At 37.2% G+C, this 16102-nt stretch carries 15 protein-coding genes; 1 reads left to right on the top strand and 14 read right to left on the bottom strand.

The window, feature by feature from the left end:
* Window positions 1–3: 3 nt before the first annotated feature.
* The 3 genes from H3U49_RS03870 to H3U49_RS03860 all read right to left on the bottom strand — a co-directional run bounded on the left by H3U49_RS03870 (window position 4) and on the right by H3U49_RS03860 (window position 3233).
* Entirely contained in the window at window positions 4–1551 is a 1548-nt protein-coding gene (locus H3U49_RS03870) for an ABC-F family ATP-binding cassette domain-containing protein (protein ID WP_198179839.1), read from the bottom strand.
* Window positions 1552–1647: 96 nt separating this feature from the next.
* Window positions 1648–2022, bottom strand: a complete 375-nt coding sequence (locus H3U49_RS03865) for a hypothetical protein (protein ID WP_198179837.1) — start codon at window positions 2020–2022, stop codon at window positions 1648–1650.
* Window positions 2023–2048: 26 nt separating this feature from the next.
* Window positions 2049–3233 carry an LCP family protein gene (locus H3U49_RS03860; protein WP_198179835.1) on the bottom strand — a complete coding sequence of 395 codons (1185 nt, stop codon included), beginning with the start codon at window positions 3231–3233 and terminating at the stop codon, window positions 2049–2051.
* A 147-nt stretch (window positions 3234–3380) separates the two neighbouring features.
* On the opposite strand from H3U49_RS03860, the gene pepF reads away from it, so the two are divergent.
* Window positions 3381–5186, top strand: a complete 1806-nt coding sequence (pepF, locus tag H3U49_RS03855) for an oligoendopeptidase F (RefSeq protein ID WP_198179833.1) — start codon at window positions 3381–3383, stop codon at window positions 5184–5186.
* Window positions 5187–5312: 126 nt separating this feature from the next.
* On the opposite strand, the gene H3U49_RS03850 is transcribed toward pepF, so the two are convergent.
* From H3U49_RS03850 to H3U49_RS03800, 11 genes are all read right to left on the bottom strand, one after another.
* Entirely contained in the window at window positions 5313–6455 is a 1143-nt protein-coding gene (locus tag H3U49_RS03850; RefSeq protein ID WP_198179831.1) for an ArgE/DapE family deacylase, read from the bottom strand.
* 14 nt (window positions 6456–6469) lie between these two features.
* Window positions 6470–7219 (bottom strand): amino acid ABC transporter ATP-binding protein, encoded by a 750-nt coding sequence (locus H3U49_RS03845; protein WP_198179829.1) that lies wholly within the window; start codon window positions 7217–7219, stop codon window positions 6470–6472.
* Window positions 7212–8708, bottom strand: coding sequence for an ABC transporter substrate-binding protein/permease (locus tag H3U49_RS03840; RefSeq protein WP_198179827.1), 1497 nt, complete (start codon window positions 8706–8708; stop codon window positions 7212–7214). The genes H3U49_RS03845 and H3U49_RS03840 overlap by 8 nt, the downstream gene beginning before the upstream one ends.
* Before the next feature lie 169 nt (window positions 8709–8877).
* Window positions 8878–10107 (bottom strand): lactate oxidase, encoded by a 1230-nt coding sequence (locus tag H3U49_RS03835; RefSeq protein ID WP_045928621.1) that lies wholly within the window; start codon window positions 10105–10107, stop codon window positions 8878–8880.
* 171 nt (window positions 10108–10278) lie between these two features.
* Window positions 10279–11076 carry a metal ABC transporter permease gene (locus H3U49_RS03830; protein ID WP_046332611.1) on the bottom strand — a complete coding sequence of 266 codons (798 nt, stop codon included), beginning with the start codon at window positions 11074–11076 and terminating at the stop codon, window positions 10279–10281.
* Window positions 11076–11696, bottom strand: coding sequence for an ATP-binding cassette domain-containing protein (locus H3U49_RS03825; protein ID WP_198180076.1), 621 nt, complete (start codon window positions 11694–11696; stop codon window positions 11076–11078). Before H3U49_RS03825 ends, H3U49_RS03830 begins: the two co-directional genes overlap by 1 nt.
* 54 nt (window positions 11697–11750) lie before the next feature.
* Window positions 11751–12884 carry an SLAP domain-containing protein gene (locus H3U49_RS03820; protein WP_198179825.1) on the bottom strand — a complete coding sequence of 378 codons (1134 nt, stop codon included), beginning with the start codon at window positions 12882–12884 and terminating at the stop codon, window positions 11751–11753.
* A gap of 13 nt (window positions 12885–12897) precedes the next feature.
* Window positions 12898–13797, bottom strand: coding sequence for a metal ABC transporter solute-binding protein, Zn/Mn family (locus tag H3U49_RS03815; RefSeq protein WP_198179823.1), 900 nt, complete (start codon window positions 13795–13797; stop codon window positions 12898–12900).
* A gap of 244 nt (window positions 13798–14041) precedes the next feature.
* Window positions 14042–14767, bottom strand: coding sequence for an LrgB family protein (locus H3U49_RS03810; protein ID WP_034978143.1), 726 nt, complete (start codon window positions 14765–14767; stop codon window positions 14042–14044).
* Window positions 14767–15201: a CidA/LrgA family protein gene (locus tag H3U49_RS03805; protein WP_198179821.1), complete on the bottom strand. Its 435-nt coding sequence runs from the start codon at window positions 15199–15201 to the stop codon at window positions 14767–14769. Before H3U49_RS03805 ends, H3U49_RS03810 begins: the two co-directional genes overlap by 1 nt.
* A 157-nt stretch (window positions 15202–15358) precedes the next feature.
* Window positions 15359–16096 carry a LytTR family transcriptional regulator DNA-binding domain-containing protein gene (locus H3U49_RS03800; RefSeq protein ID WP_198179819.1) on the bottom strand — a complete coding sequence of 246 codons (738 nt, stop codon included), beginning with the start codon at window positions 16094–16096 and terminating at the stop codon, window positions 15359–15361.
* Between the last annotated feature and the right edge of the window lie 6 nt (window positions 16097–16102).

The raw sequence follows: 16102 nt of genomic DNA, 5'->3' as shown, positions 1-16102 counted from the left end.
ACCTCAAAGTTTATTCATAGTCTCAATATCAATAGTTTTATCAACCCAATTGCCTTGGAAAAAATCACGTTCATGGCTCACGATAATCACTCCACCAGGAAATTTGATGATAGCCTGTCTTAACGCATCTTTAGAATCACTGTCCAAATGATTAGTCGGCTCATCCAAAAACAATAAATTTGCCGGTTCAAATAACATTTTTGCTAGTTTGACTTTTTCTTGTTCGCCACCTGACAGTTTTTTTAAAGGACTCATTGCCTGTTGAGCAGTAACGCCTAGTTTTGCTAGAGCCCCTCTTAATTCTTTGGGTTTTATGCGTTCAAAGTTTTCCTGCAAATATTGCAGAGGCGTCATATTGTTATTCGGCCAAGTTAATTCCTGTTTAAAGTAGGCAATTTTAGCAGTTTCAGACAATTTATAGGTGCCAAAAATCGGATCAAGTTGTCCCAGTAATGTTTTTAAAAGCGTTGACTTTCCAATGCCATTAAAACCGGTAATAGCAACTTTTTCATTACCCCCAACCGAAAAATTGAACGCTTCTTTGACTAACGCCTGATCATAACCAATTACTAAATCCTGCGTTTGCAATAAAAGGTTGGCTGCTGTAGCCACATAAGGAAATGCAAAGTGCGGTTTATGGTTATTTTTAGGTGGATTTAGTACATCCATTTTTGCAAGTTGCCGTGCCCGTGATTTTGCGCTTTTTGAACGGGTACCAGCCTTATTTTTGCGAATATAAGCTTCTGTTTTGGCAATCTTACGTTGCTGGTTAGCATAAGCCTTCATATACGTTTCCCGATTAGCTTCTTTTTGACGCATTGCCTGTTTTAAAGTCCCAGTATAACGCGTTATTGTGCCGATATCTATATCAATGATACAATTGGCAATTCTGTCTAAAAAGTCATAATCATGGCTAACTACGATAAAAGCACCGGCAAAATTGTTCAAATAGTCAACCAGCCAATCTATGTGTGAAACATCAAGATAGTTCGTCGGCTCATCTAGCAGCAATACATCTGGTGTTTGCAAAAGCAACTTAGCTAAAATAATTTTTGACCTTTGACCACCTGACAATTGACTCACATCATGATCATATCCCAGCTCTGCCAGACCTAATCCCGATGCAACGCGCTCAATTTCGGTATCAATATTATAAAAATTATTTTCTTCTAAATAGGTTTGCATTTTACCCGCTTTTTCTAGTAAAGAACTATCACCCTCAGTTGCATACTTTTCATACAACGAACTTAACTCTTTTTCTTTACGATAAAGTGGTGCAAAAGCTGTACGTAAAAACTTGCGAATTGTTACCCCCGGTTTCAGCTTGGCATACTGGTCAAGGTAACCTATAGTAATTTTATTTTGCCATTTAATTTGTCCTTCATCAGGTAGTATTTCACCAGTTAAAATTTTAATCAAGGTTGATTTACCAACCCCATTTTGACCAGTCACACCCATATGATCCTCTTTGTTGAGTACAAAACTGGCATTTTCATATAAAGTTTTATCTTCAAAACCTTGTCCCAAATTTTTAACTGTGAGTAAGCTCATTGTGCATCTCCCTAAATATCAATATAAATTGTACAAAATAAAGTAAAACTACCCTCAAATTCTTGCCTTTGCTAACATGCACAATAAAAAAGTGGGCTATTTGCCCACCTTTTCCTTTTTTTCTTGTTCATATTTCTGCAAGGAGTCCAATACTTTAGGCCAATAACGCTTAGGTAAAATCAACTGCAATTTATCATTATATATTGGAAAATCGCTTGCTTTCATTCCAGTAATTTTAGCTAAATCCTTATCAGATAAATGATATTCCCGTGCAATTCGTTTAATTTCAACGGAAGCATGACCACGAAACCATGAAAAAGCAAAGAAAATTAAGGCAAATATACTTGCTGCTAATATAGCAACTGGTAAATTCCAACGAAATGTACGCAAACAAATGAACGCTATCGCAATAAAAGCAATGAAGGCTGATATTGTACTATAAACAGCCAGGAACATAGATTGCTTACGCATATTCTTTATCCTCCTTTGCCCGAACGTTATTGACCTGCAGAATTATCACCACTGGTTCCGGTTCCTGAAGAATTGTTAATTGATTCATCAGTTACTACCGAACGATAAATCTGGTAGTTAGTAAACGGACTGGGATCTTTCCACTTAATATTATTATTCTGCTCATTTAATTTATTGAGTTTCGTTTCATCATTATCCAATACTTTTTTATCCAAGTCAAGATTGGTACGTATCTTGTCCGAAGCCTTTTGCAGCTCCTCAGTTGATGCTACCTGAATAGAGGCTCCATTAATCCAGGCATCATGACCCTGAATATAACCACTGGCAATATTTTGCGAACAGCCTCGATATGTCAGTGCTAAAGCTAACATGTCATTAAATGTAAGGTTGGTTTTGACATATTTTGAAAAAATCTTAACTAACTTGCGGTAATTGGTAATTGAATCCACAGAAACTGCTTTATGGACAACAGCAGTGATAACTTGTCTTTGACGCATTTGCCTGCCGTAATCGCCTCGAGGATCGTCATGGCGCATTCTAACATAGGCAACAGCATGACGACCATTTAAATGTTGCTTACCCTTGTGAAAATCACACCAGTCATATGAGAATTTGAACGGCACTTTAACGTCAACGCCGCCAACAGCGTCAACTAAGCTCTTTAGTGCTTTCATATTTACTTCCACATAATAATGAATGGGGACACCAATTAAAGCTGAAACTGTTTTCATTGATGCAGAACTGCCACCAACACCATATGCTGAATTAACCCGAAACATATTGTACTTGTTTCCAGGATCACCTAATATATTAGTAAGGGTGTCTCGAGGGATCGAAGTCATTGTCGATTTATTTTTTGCTGGATTAGCAGTAGCTAAAATCAAAGTATCCGAATTACCTTTATCATGACGGCCTTCAAGTCCTTGATCAACTCCCAGAATTAAAACAGAAATCGGCTGTCTGTTGGCAATTCGTGCAGATGTCGCATAATTGCCGCCTTCGCCATCTATAGCGCTGTGTAAAGCAAAATACATGTGAGCTAGCCAAGCTAGGCCGCAGCTGACGCACAGAACTGCTACAATACCACAAATCCGAGCGAAAACGCTGCCTTTAAAGGCTTTGGCAGGTTCTGCTAGAGCCATATTTCGATGAAGATTTAAAGAAGAATGCCTTTTATGGTAATCTTCTCTGCGTTTTGAATTTGGATTCATTCCTCTATTTAAGCCCTTTCGTAGTTTTCATCTATATATTTTTAACACTTTCAAACTTGAATTAAAATAATATCAATTATAATTAATAATATCTTATTTTTTAATCTTTAGTATAATTTAATTAAATAGCTAAAAAGGAGATTTTATATGTCGATTCCTAAACGTAATGAAGTCCCAGAAAATCTAAAATGGGACTTAACCAGGATATTCAAGTCTGATACTGACTGGGAAAATGAATATACACGTGTTAAAAAAGAAATACCAGCTTTAAGCACTTTAAAAGAAAATTTTACCACTTCTGGTGCCTCTTTATATAATAGTATTACTCAGATTTTGACTGTTAGCCGTAGATTAGAAAAAGTCTATTCATATGCTACTTTAGCAAGTGATGTTGACACTGGTAATGCTCATTATCTGGGTTATGTAGCCCAAGTACAAGGTCTAGCAAGTCAATTTGAAGCAGCTACTTCTTTTATGAATCCAGCAATTTTAAGTCTTTCAGCAGAAAAACTGCGTGCTTTTGAACGCGATGAGCCTAAACTAAGTAATTATAAGCACTTGCTTGACCAAATTACCAGACTGCGGCCATATACCTTATCTGCACCTGAAGAAAAATTAATTGCAGATGCAGGTGATGCTTTGTCCGCTTCTGAAAATACTTATAATGTCTTAACTAATTCTGATATGGAATATGGCTATACTCAAAATGATAACGGTGAAATGGTTCAACTTTCCGATGGCTTATACTCACTGCTTATTCAATCTCAAAACCGAAAAGTGCGTCAAGATGCTTTTGCTTCCATGTACGCTACTTACGGCCAATTTGAAAATTCCCTGGCAGCAACTCTTTCTGGTGCTGTCAAGGAGCATAATTACGATGCCCGTGTTCACCACTATCCATCAGCTCGTGAGAGTGCAATGAATGCAAACGGGGTGCCAACAGTCGTTTACGATACTTTGATAGATGAAGTTGATAAACACCTCGACTTACTACATGAATATGTAGCTTTACGCAAACAAATTTTAGGCTTAAAGGACCTGCAAATGTGGGATATGTACGTTCCATTAACTGGTAAACCAGCATTGAGCTATACTTTTGAGCAAGCTAAAGCAGAAGCTAAAAAAGCATTAGCACCCTTAGGAGAGGACTATTTAAAACAGGTCGACTATATTTTTAACAATCGCGTAATTGACGTGGTTGAATCACAAAATAAAGCTACCGGAGCATATTCTGGTGGCTGCTATGATACAGATGCATATGAATTGCTCAATTGGGAGGACAATGTTGATTCATTATACACATTAGTTCATGAAACAGGACACTCCGTCCACAGTATGTACACTAGACAAAATCAGCCGTATGTTTATGGTGATTATCCGATCTTTGTTGCTGAAATAGCTTCTACAACTAATGAAAACATCCTGACAGAGTACTTTTTGGCACATATTACCGATCCTAAAACACGCGCCTTTGTTCTTAATTACTACCTGGACTCTTTCAAAGGAACCTTGTTTAGACAAACGCAGTTTGCTGAATTTGAACAACAAATTCACGAAATGGACGCCAATGGTGAACCTTTAACTGCCGATCGTTTAGATGATATTTACGGTAAAATTAATCAACGTTATTATGGTGATGCAGTAGAACCTGGCGGAGAAATTGCTAAAGAATGGGCCAGAGTACCTCATTTTTATTACAATTTTTATGTTTATCAATACGCTACAGGCTTTGCCGCAGCCGCTGCCTTGGCAAACAATGTCGTTCATGGTACTGCCGAGCAACGAAATGCCTATTTGAACTTTTTAAAAGCTGGTTCTAGTGACTATCCTACTGAAATCATGAAAAAAGCTGGAATTGATATGACGAAGCCTGATTATTTAGAAGAAGCCTTTAAAACTTTTGCCAACCGTTTAAGCGAATTTAAGAAAATTGTTCAAAATAATTATGACTAATACTTGCATCTTTTAGTTATAAATAATATAACTGGTATGTAAATAATAATTTCTTACATCAAAAGCCACTCCTATTTTTAAGAAGTGGCTTTTTTCTGTTATAAAAATATTAATGATAGTCAAAAATCAGGCCAATGAGTGCCAAAACCGCCAGGCTAATTCTTGGTATAAACGACAGCCATCTAAATAAGCATTTACTTCTATAAACTCATTTGGTTCATGATCAGTAGTTCCAGCTCCCGGTCCCAGAATAATAATAGGAAAATTCCCAGCTTGAATATATTCTGATGCATCTGTAGCAGCAGTTCCTGCAACAAATTCGCTTGGCCTGCCAATTTCTTGCTCAACAACTTTCTGAGCTATCTGAGCCAATTTAGTTTTAGATTGGTCAGGTAAAGGTACTTCAGGAAAACTATATCTGATTTTTAATCGCGCACCTTTTTCGTTTAACTCAGAAACTATCTGTTCAAGTTCAGTATATATTTGCTCATTGGGATATTTGGGCGTCGTCCTGATATTGCCGGAAAGCCAAGCAGTGTCGGGAACAGAATTAATTTGACTGCCACCCTGAATTTGACTAATCACATGAGTAAAAGAACCTAAAACTGGATCCTTCTTTTGATGACTATCCATTAATTGCTGCGCTGCTTGTGCAAATTCAATCAGTGGCATTATAGCATTTTGACCTTTTTCTGGAGTCGAAGAATGAACGCAAATACCTTTAGAATAAATGTAATAGTCAATAACACCTTTATGGGTCACACGTACGTCAAAGTTGGAGGGTTCACCAATAACAAGTCCGTCTAAATCAGAAGCATAGCCTTCTTTAGTTAACTGAGCTGCCCCATATTCACCGGTTTCTTCACCTACAGAGGCTAAAAGTCTAATACGTCCAGGCAGTTCTCTCTCACTATTAAGTAAATCAAGCATTGCAACAATCATTGCCGCCAGACCGGATTTCATATCGCTCGCACCACGCCCAAATATTTTTCCGCCTTTCAAAGTGGGCGTAAACGGATCAGTATGCCAATTAGCCAAGTTCCCAGCTGCAACAACATCTTCATGCCCTGAGAAGCCTAGCAGCGGACCATGATCCCCAATAGTTACTACCAAATTATCTCTGCCGGAAGAATAAGTAAGTCTGTGAATTTCTACTGGATATCCGCTAAACAATGATGTGATATAATCAGCTATCAGACTTTCATGATCATTTGCCGAATTGATTGCTAACAAGTCAGTTAATATTGTAATCGCCTGTGCTTTTTCCACTTACTTTCTCCCACCTAAGCTTCAAGAACTTTTGCCAAAAAGTCCTGCGCACGCGGAGTTTGTGGCTGAGCAAAAAATTGCTGTGGTGCGGCTTTTTCTTGAATATAGCCGTCTGCCATAAACCAGACTTCATCCGCTACATTTTTGGCAAAGCCCATTTCATGGGTTACAACTACCATAGTCATTCCCTTTTGGGCTAAGTCCTGCATTACTTTTAAAACTTCGCCTACCATTTCTGGGTCAAGTGCTGAGGTGGGCTCGTCAAAGAGCATTACTTCGGGATCCATCGCTAAGGCACGGGCAATGGCAACTCTTTGTTGCTGGCCACCTGAAAGATTGGTTGGAAAGGCTTCTGCTTTATCAGCCAAACCGACCTGATCTAACAGCTCCATTCCCTTAGCTTTAGCTTCACTGTCACTCATGCCCTTGACTTTCATCGGCGCTAATTTAATATTTTCAATAATATTCATATGGGGAAACAAGTTGAACTGCTGAAAAACCATTCCCATTCTTTCACGCAGCTTATCAAGCTGGTCTTCACTTAGAGCAGTTAACTCCTTATCCTCAAAAATCACTTTGCCGGAAGATGGCTGATCTAATAAATTTAAGCAGCGCAAAAATGTACTTTTGCCTGCACCTGACGGGCCAATCAAGCAGATAACCTGACCTTCATTTACTTGAGCATTAATATCTTTTAGGACTTCATTACTGCCAAACTTTTTTTGCAAGTGTTCAACTTTAATTACGGGTTTTGCATTAGTCATGATTCATTTTCCTTTCAAATACTTTCATTAAGCTGGACAAACCAAAAGTAATGATAAAGTATAAGATCATTGTGATTACCAATGGCATAACTCCACGATAAGTGTCAGCCTGGACTACACGCGATTGATAAATCAAATCCTTAACGCCAATTACTGAAACTATTGAACTTTCCTTAATCAGGGAAACAAATTCATTACCCAATGCCGGCCAAATATTTTTCATTGCCTGTGGCATAATAACATAACGCATAGTTGCTGTGCGTGATAGACCTAAAGAGCGAGATGCTTCAGTCTGCCCCACAGCAATTGAATTAATACCCGAGCGAATTACCTCTGCTACATAAGCTGCAGAGTTAAGAGAAACGGCAATTATACCTGACAGTAGAGCCGGAATGTTTACTACTACCCCCAAGCCAAAGTAAATGAATAATAATTGCACCATTAACGGTGTGCCCCGAATAAATTCTACATAAGCTGTCGCAATCGAACGGGCAATTTGGTTATGACCTAAGCGCATAAACGCCAGTATCGCCCCTAATAAGAAACCAAAGAATACTGATATAGCAGAAATAAGTAAAGTGTACCCGACCCCGGCTATAAAGAAGTCTTTATAGGCCCACATTGAATTAGACGCTTTGACTTCCTTTTTTGTCTTACCGGCTGTTAAATATTTTCCAGCTTTGGGTAAATAATCTTTATCAATCAAATCTTTTTGTTTAATCTCTGCTATTGATTTATTAGCAGCTTTAACTAAACTATTGGCTCCTTTATGAAAAGCAACAGAAGTAGCAGATGACTCTGTCTTGAGGCCTGCCGGAATCACCATAATCCCGTCGGTATTTTGCGCAAAGGCTTCGGCTGTCGCCTTATCAACTGAAACTGCATCAACCTTATGCGTTTTTAAGCCTAAAACTAAGTCGTTATATTTATCCATGGTTTTCAGTTTGACATTTTTGGCCTGGTTTTTGATCATTGTGGCCTGCATACTGCCAGTTTGAGCACCAATTGCTTTGCCTGCAAAAGACTTATAATTATGATATTTGCCTTTATCCTCTTTTCTTATCAGTAATTTTTGATCGCTTCTATAGTATGGCTGACTAAAGGCAACGCTTTTAGCCCTCTTAGGTGTTGCGTTCATTCCGGCAATGACCATGTCAATTTTACCAGTTTCAAGGCCCACTAAAAGAGAGTCAAAGTCCATTGGACGCACTACGAGCTTAACCCCCATATCATGAGCAATTTTTTGCCCTATTTCAACATCCATACCAACTATTTTTGATTTGCCCTTAATATTTTTGACAAACTCGTAAGGAGGATAATCTGGACTAGTCCCCATGACTAGCTCACCTTTTTGCTTGACTCTTCGTAGATAATTGTCGGTTCTTTGTTCAGTTTGTCCTTTATCAGCAGCTGCTGCATTCTGGGGTAACAAGGTTAACATCATAAATGCTATCAACAAAGTTTCAAGCAATTTCCACGCTTTCTTCATAATTTTCCTCCATTATTATTTTTATTATGACAATTATAAAGATATAAAAATTAAATTACAACTATTAATTAAAAGCAATCATTTTTTAAGCAATAAAAAAGGCCCTGCATGTCAGTTAAAGCACCTAATATATGCAGAGCACTTTTTACTACTTAAAATTAAAAGCTAATTATGCTTGGGAAGCACCAGTTACAGCGTCTGAGTCATCTTCTTTTAATTGATTCTCAGCTGTTACAGGATATGGCTTAACTCTAGTAGGATCAGTATTTGACTTCAAGTTATCAGCAGTGTAATTAATATGGGTAATCTTGGCGTGTTTAACGTCTTCAATTGTCTTGCAGCCAGTCAATTGCATATCAATTAACAATTCTTGGTTCAATTGTTCAATAACAGATTGCACACCCTTAGCGCCACCAAGAGCAAGACCGTACAAGTATGGACGACCAACACCAACCATATCAGCACCAAGTGCCAAAGCCTTAAAGACATGTGAACCACGACGAACGCCTGAGTCAAAGACAATCGGAACACGGTGGTTTACAGCTTTAGCAATCTCTGGCAACATATCAATTGTTGCAGGACCACAGTCAACTTCACGACCACCATGGTTGGTAACATAAATACCATCAGCGCCAGCACCCATAGCTAAGTAGGCATCTTCTGCACAAACAACGCCTTTAACAAATACAGGTAAGCCTGACATTTCCTTAATGCGTCTAACATCTTCTGGGCCGATCTTTTGAGCTGAAGAAGCATACATCTGTGCTACAGTTTGGCCTTCACCCTTTGCTCCTTGATAGCGAGTAAAGAAGTCTAGTGGAACAGGGTAAGCAAACTTAGTTCTCAGGTTAGCTTCACGAAAGCCTGATACCAAAGCGTCTACGGTCAGGAAAATGCCCTTGTAGCCAGCCTTTTTAACTGCATCAAAGACCATCTTGTTGAAGCCCCAATCTTTACTGAGGTAAAGCTGGAAGAAACGCGGTGCATTTGGAGCTGCTGCTGCAATCTCTTCTACACTCTTATTAGCATAAGTACTTGATGCAAACAAGGCACCTGCTGCAGCTGCACCCTTTTGAGTAGCAATTTCTGCATCTTTGTGTGCGATACCATGGCAGGCAATAGGTGAAATCATTACAGGTGTCTTCAATTTCATACCCATAAATTCAGTATCCAATTTAGGATTATCCATATTGGTCAAAGCACGAGGCACAATCTGAAAGTGATTGAAAGCAGTGGTGTTATTACGCCAAGTCCACTCGTTTTCTGATCCTGAAGCAATATAGTAGTATGCTCCTTCTGGCATAACCTTCTTTGCACGTTCCTCAAGTTCATCGAGGTTAATCATTTTTAATGTTTCGTCACGATCACTTTGGGGAAAACCGTTATAATATGATGTCATTTTTAAGACTCCTTCTTTATTTAATATTTCCAATTTCTATTATACATGTAAATGCTTACAAAAGTTAGTGAAATTTTAAAATAAATGTTTAAATAACGGGATTCCCACTGTATGTTTTTTCACAAAGTCAAGTAAAAACAATAATTAATGTTATTTTTATGTTAATAATTACTACAAGCTATGCTTAATAATATGAGTGAAATATGTAACAAGATAGACCGCAACTTCAATAACAGCTATAAAAAAAGTTACTGGTAGATTCGTAATATAGCCCAAATATAAACCAAGCCAGACGCCGATCAGGGCAAAAAAGACGGACCAGCCAATCATTGCAGGAATTGTTTTACCCAAATAGTTTGCAGTGGCTGGCGGCAGAGTTAACAAAATAAAAACTAAAAGTGAGCCCACAATTTGTGCACCAATTGATACCGACATCGCCAGAGCAATCAAAAAAATAACACTGATAGCACCAGTTTTTACTCCATGTGCCAACGCACCAATATGGTCAAATGAATCGAAATTTAATGAGCGCTGAATGCTAAAAATCATCAATAATACAATTATAGAAAGAGCTATAAGCTGGATCACGCCCTGATGATCGACACCAATAATACTGCCAAATAAAATATTCGTAGCATAGTTGCTGTTAGCCCCAGAAATGGCAAGAAAAAGCACTCCTAAGCCAGTAAACAGAGCAGAAATAGCACTAATTGAGGATTCCTTTTGTTCACTATGAAGTGACAATTCCCCAACACTAATAGAACCCAAGAGAGTGAATAAAAGCATTCCCCACAAAGGTCCAATTCCCAGCCAAACAGCAAATGCAGCACCTGCAAAGCCAATTTCGGAAAGCGTGTGTGCTAAAAAACTAAAATTACGTGCGACTACGTAAACGCCGACAGTACCACAAGTTATCGCAATAAAGGTACTTGCTAAAAATGCATTTCGCATAAAACCATATGCAAACATTATTCATATGCCTCCTTAAACTGGGACATTTCACCATGTTCAATTTGACCATTATTTAAATATAAATAGTTTTGCATATACTTGTGAGCTAATGATATATCATGAGTTACAAACAAAACCGTTATTTTATGCTTTTCGTTCAAGTGTCTGATTAGTTTCATCAGCTCATCTTTTGCGACGGGATCTAGACTTGCTGTAGCTTCATCTAAAATAATCATGTTAGGATTATCAAGCAAGGCCTGTGCTAAATATGCTCTTTGCTTTTGACCCCCTGAAGCTTCCCCCATACGAGTATTTTTAATTTGATAGAGGTTGGTTTCTTCTAACTGCTTTTTTATTGCTTTTTTAGTTTGGCTGTTTTTAATAATCGGTGCATTCAAACCTACAAAAGCTTCAATTGATAATGGATATTCAGCGTCGATATTGCGAAACTGTGGCACATAACCTAGGCGAACATCATCTGCAAATTTAAAAGATCCCGAGCTAGGCGTCAACATCTTCATTAGAATATTTATTAAAGTAGTTTTTCCCGTACCATTAGGACCTAACAGTGCAGTCAATGAGCCCCTTTTTAACTTGAACTTTAAGTTCTCAAAAACATTATTTTTATCAAATCTCATTGAGAGATTATTAACTTCTAAAATATCAGACAATTTGTATTTTTCCTATATTATCTATTTAAAATTGCCCACTTTGACAAATTGATTAACATCAATTGGGTAATATTTACGACCCTTAATCTTAACGCGACCGCCATATGTGCGCACATAATTGCCACGATATAGCTTGTTTGTACCAACCCGTTTGCCTTTGCCATCGTAAATATAGGCATTGTGACTTAACAGACGCAATTTACCCTCAACGTTGCTGGCAACGACAAATTGATTAACGCCTATTTGCAAATACTTTCGTTTTTTAATAGTTTGATTGCCATAAATCGTTAACTTAGTGCCAGCCTTTTTAGTTGGTAAATCAGTTGCCACACCATTTTCATCATAAACCAGTGCATTATGAATCAAGACTTTGGTAGCAACCGGCTCAGGTAAAACAGCAGGCTTTTTAGCAGGTGCAGCAGGTGTTGGTGAAGTTACTGTATTATCATCAACAGGTGCATTATTAGCTGGCGTTCCTTGATCATAATAATATTTAACCAGGTCAAAGAAATCATCCATTGAATAACCCCATTTGGCAAAGTAACCATCTGGATCAGTATGATCAGTACCTCCTAAAAATGTGGATACAGCATGATGAGACCAAATTGTCCCTTTACCATCATGAACAGCGTTGTCAGGTACTAGATTATATTGGTGTAAAATTTGTGCAACATAAATAGCATCATTATTCACGCCTTTGGCAAAATCAGCCAGATTATTTTCCTCACATAGCTCTACCTGAACAAAACGGTTGTTAGCAACAGGACCTGCACCCCATACGCCGTAATCTGGACTTGTCATTTGAATGACACCTGTTTTATCCACAAAAGCATGAACATAAGAATAAATATTCATCCATTCGCGGTTAAAATAAATACATTCATTACGTGCAGTAGCATTGGGTGTTGCAGTTTCATGGATAACAACACCTTCAGGCTTACCGTTGCGATAATTAATTGGATTAGCAGCAGAAAAATCGTTATATTTGATACCCTCTTGCGCTAATACTTGCTCCGCATAAGTTACACCGCCAAAACTATTTTGTTTAGCAGTATCATTAATTGTACTTGCCTGTACTATCGTCGTCTCTGGAGCAGCTACAGTTGCAATACTTGCTCCTAAAGCTAAAACGGCAATTAATTTTTTCATTTTCAACGCCTCATAATAATTACTTTCGGACTACTTCAGCCAGATCCTGATAACTATCATTCATCCAATCAAGATAATTAGTATTATCCGGAATGGTCTCTCTTACTTTTAAGATACGAATATTTTGCTTTTTAGCTAACTTTAGAAAAGTGTCTACTGTAGAACTTGAAGTTTGTTCATTGATCACAAAAAATGCAATTTTCCGTTTCTTAATACCATCAGTCATTTTTTGAACAGCCGCTGGACTCGGATCTGTATTATTTTGGATTGCTTTCTCAAAATCTTTATTTGCGACTTTAATATTGACAGAACTTAATGCATAATCAAAAACTGGCTCACTGACATAAACCGGTTTTTCTACGTGATGATTTAATTTAGCTGAAGCTCTTTTGATACGGGCAATTTCAGCTAAATATCTCTTCGCGTTTTTTCTATAATAATGAGCATGCTTTGGATCCTTTTTGCACAAGCTCTTAACTAAGTAATTAACATACTTAGTGGGCATAGTCAAATCAAACCAAATATGCGGATTATCACCTTTTTTTAAATCCATCAGGTCTTCACCAACGCGAACCGGCTTTTTGTCAACTGAAGAGGCCAATTTATCCATCCAACTGTCGTAACCTAGGCCATTTTCTATTACTATGTCTGCGTTAGATAGAGCCTTAGCATCGTTAGTAGTAGGTTGAAAATCGTGAGGGTCAATTGCTGATTTTTTAATAATTGCTTCTGCTTTGCCATATTTACCAACTATATTTTGGGCAATGTCAGAATAGACATTAGTCGTCGTCATAATTGATATCTTACTGCTTTTGTGTGACTTTTGTGAACATGCACCTAATGTTAAAAGAACTATGCCTAATAAGGTAACTGCAGCAAATAATTTTTTAAATTTAACAAATTTCAATATTGTTGTCATTCCTTTTCGTTTTTAAGTGTAGTTTTTAAGTAATAAGGCAACTTTTTAATTGCAGTACAAAATAAAAGTTACTTACAATTAATAACCATTATACACTAATTAGGGATTGCTTTAAAAGCAACGCCTTATTATAGTTTTGTTACAGTTTCATTGCTTTAAAAAATAAATTTATGGTAATCAAAAAGCACGCAATTAATTCGCGTGCTTTCTGGGTAAGTAAACAAAACAACTATAAAATTATAAACTACAACCCAATTAAGTGGGCAAAAACTGGAACTAACAGATTATCTACTAAAGCTGTGGCCACAACTGCCACTGCAGCAGTTGCTCCTTGCACAGAACCCATTTCCAAAGCAAAAGCTGAGCCAATAGTATGTCCCGCAGAACCTAAACCCAAGCCAGTTCCCAATGGATCACTATTTAAGTTGAACCACTTAACTAATTGTTTGCCTAGGGCGTAAATTACTACAGCATTAAGTATGCAAGCCATAGCTGTAACGGAAGCATTGCCCCCAATAGCTTTTGTTATTGGCATAGCTACTGCAGTAGTAGCAGACTGACTTAGCATTGACTTTATTCCGACAGTATTTAAACCAACCGCTTTAGCGACAAGTGTTATTAAAGCCATTGAAATTAACGTACCGAAAACCAACCCTAAAAGAATAACCAGCCAGTTTTTCTTTACAACATCATTACGCTTATACAATGGTACTGCGAAAGCAATTGTAGCTGGCGTGATGAACCAGAAAATAATATCTCCACCTGGTTTATAAGCTTTAGCATAAACAGTAGCTGTTGAAACGTCAAAGCACTTGGCAAGGATAATTAGAATTGCTATTCCTAATACCATTGCTACAAAGAGTGGTTGAAAAAGGAAAAAACCTTTTGATTTTTTGAACAGCCATTGTCCAGTTAAAAATACAATTAATGACAAGAAAACTCCAAATAATGGATTCGTAATATATTGCATTATTTAACATCCCCTACTTTTTTGTGATTAATAACAGTTAGTTGATTATTAGTTACTTTTCCTATAACCCAACTAAAGAACTTAGTTGTATAAGCAGTGACAACTAATAAAATGATTGTAGAAGCTATTACCACTATAATCAGTTGGATTCCCTGTTCCCGCATAATCTTTAAATTTGCGGCTAATGAAATTCCAGAGGGAACAAACATAAAACCAATTAGTGAGATTAGTGCGCTGCCAAAAGAATCAACCCATTCAACTTTAATTACATGGACGGTTAATAAAAAATATAGCAAAACTAACCCTATTACTGGAGTCGGTACGGGAAAAGACTTTGGCATCAAATCAGAAATTACTTGTGCCACGAACAAAATTGCAGCATAAATAAACATTTGTACTAAAATTGGAGCTGATTTTGTTTTTTCTTTTTTCATAAGATCGATTTCCTTTCTCATTTTCAGCTTTCTTGCTTTCAAGTAATAAGATAATAGCAAATACGATTTTTGTAAGCGATTAAATCGTGAATTGCAAAAAATGACCTGTCAACTGCACTAAAGCAAATTCACAAGTCACAACAAATTAGAACACTATTTACAAACCTAATTTTTGATTTAATTCTTTGCGGTAGGATCGACCTACCTGAACTCTGGAATCATTATTCATAATCAACATCAATGTATGATTAAACCAGGGCTGAACCTCCTTGATATCTTCAATATTTACAATTGCATTTCTATGTACTTGTAGAAAACATGGATCCGTTAATCGTTCCTTTAGCCAAGCTAAGGTCTTGCGTGTTTCGTATTTTTGCTTGCTTGTTTCAATTGTTAGTACACCATTATTAACCGTTGCCGCTATTACTTCCAATTTCTTAATAACCACATTGCGATCTTCAAGTTCAATACTAAGAACATCACTGCCCGCTTTTTGCGCTTGCACAGCATTGTTATTTTGACTGTTTAAAACTTTCACAGCCTTTTGCAGTGCCTGATCAACCCTCTCTTGTTCGAATGGTTTCAGAACATAGTCCAGTGCACCAACATCAAAAGCCTTCACAGCATAGTTATCATACGCAGTAGCAAATACAATCATCGGTGAATAACTCAGTTGTTTCAATTCATCGGCTAACTCAAAGCCATTTTCTTCATTAAGTGAAATATCTAAGAATAGCAAGTCAATTTTATATTTAAGCAAAGTTCCTTGTGCTTCTTTGATATCTTCTGCTTCATAGAGTTTAATATTTTGTTTATTTAAAACTGAACTTTTTTTGATCAAATAAGATAATTCAGTGCGGGCTAATGGTTCATCATCAACTACTAAAATTCTCATTTTTAG

The organism is Lactobacillus sp. W8174, from assembly GCF_016100975.1.
Lineage (GTDB): Bacteria > Bacillota > Bacilli > Lactobacillales > Lactobacillaceae > Lactobacillus > Lactobacillus juensis.
The sequence above is the reverse complement of the archived record's forward strand: the minus strand, read 5'-3'. Positions and strand labels throughout refer to the sequence as shown.

Bases quoted from the DNA above. Each gene is read 5' to 3' on its own strand.
- H3U49_RS03870 (WP_198179839.1), bottom strand. From the start codon at position 1,551: ATGAGCTTACTCACAGTTAAAAATTTGGGACAAGGTTTTGAAGATAAA.
- H3U49_RS03865 (WP_198179837.1), bottom strand. From the start codon at position 2,022: ATGCGTAAGCAATCTATGTTCCTGGCTGTTTATAGTACAATATCAGCC.
- H3U49_RS03860 (WP_198179835.1), bottom strand. From the start codon at position 3,233: ATGAATCCAAATTCAAAACGCAGAGAAGATTACCATAAAAGGCATTCT.
- pepF (WP_198179833.1), top strand. From the start codon at position 3,381: ATGTCGATTCCTAAACGTAATGAAGTCCCAGAAAATCTAAAATGGGAC.
- H3U49_RS03845 (WP_198179829.1), bottom strand. From the start codon at position 7,219: ATGACTAATGCAAAACCCGTAATTAAAGTTGAACACTTGCAAAAAAAG.
- H3U49_RS03840 (WP_198179827.1), bottom strand. From the start codon at position 8,708: ATGAAGAAAGCGTGGAAATTGCTTGAAACTTTGTTGATAGCATTTATG.
- H3U49_RS03835 (WP_045928621.1), bottom strand. From the start codon at position 10,107: ATGACATCATATTATAACGGTTTTCCCCAAAGTGATCGTGACGAAACA.
- H3U49_RS03830 (WP_046332611.1), bottom strand. From the start codon at position 11,076: ATGTTTGCATATGGTTTTATGCGAAATGCATTTTTAGCAAGTACCTTT.
- H3U49_RS03825 (WP_198180076.1), bottom strand. From the start codon at position 11,696: ATGAGATTTGATAAAAATAATGTTTTTGAGAACTTAAAGTTCAAGTTA.
- H3U49_RS03815 (WP_198179823.1), bottom strand. From the start codon at position 13,797: ATGACAACAATATTGAAATTTGTTAAATTTAAAAAATTATTTGCTGCA.
- H3U49_RS03810 (WP_034978143.1), bottom strand. From the start codon at position 14,767: ATGCAATATATTACGAATCCATTATTTGGAGTTTTCTTGTCATTAATT.
- H3U49_RS03805 (WP_198179821.1), bottom strand. From the start codon at position 15,201: ATGAAAAAAGAAAAAACAAAATCAGCTCCAATTTTAGTACAAATGTTT.
- H3U49_RS03800 (WP_198179819.1), bottom strand. From the start codon at position 16,096: ATGAGAATTTTAGTAGTTGATGATGAACCATTAGCCCGCACTGAATTA.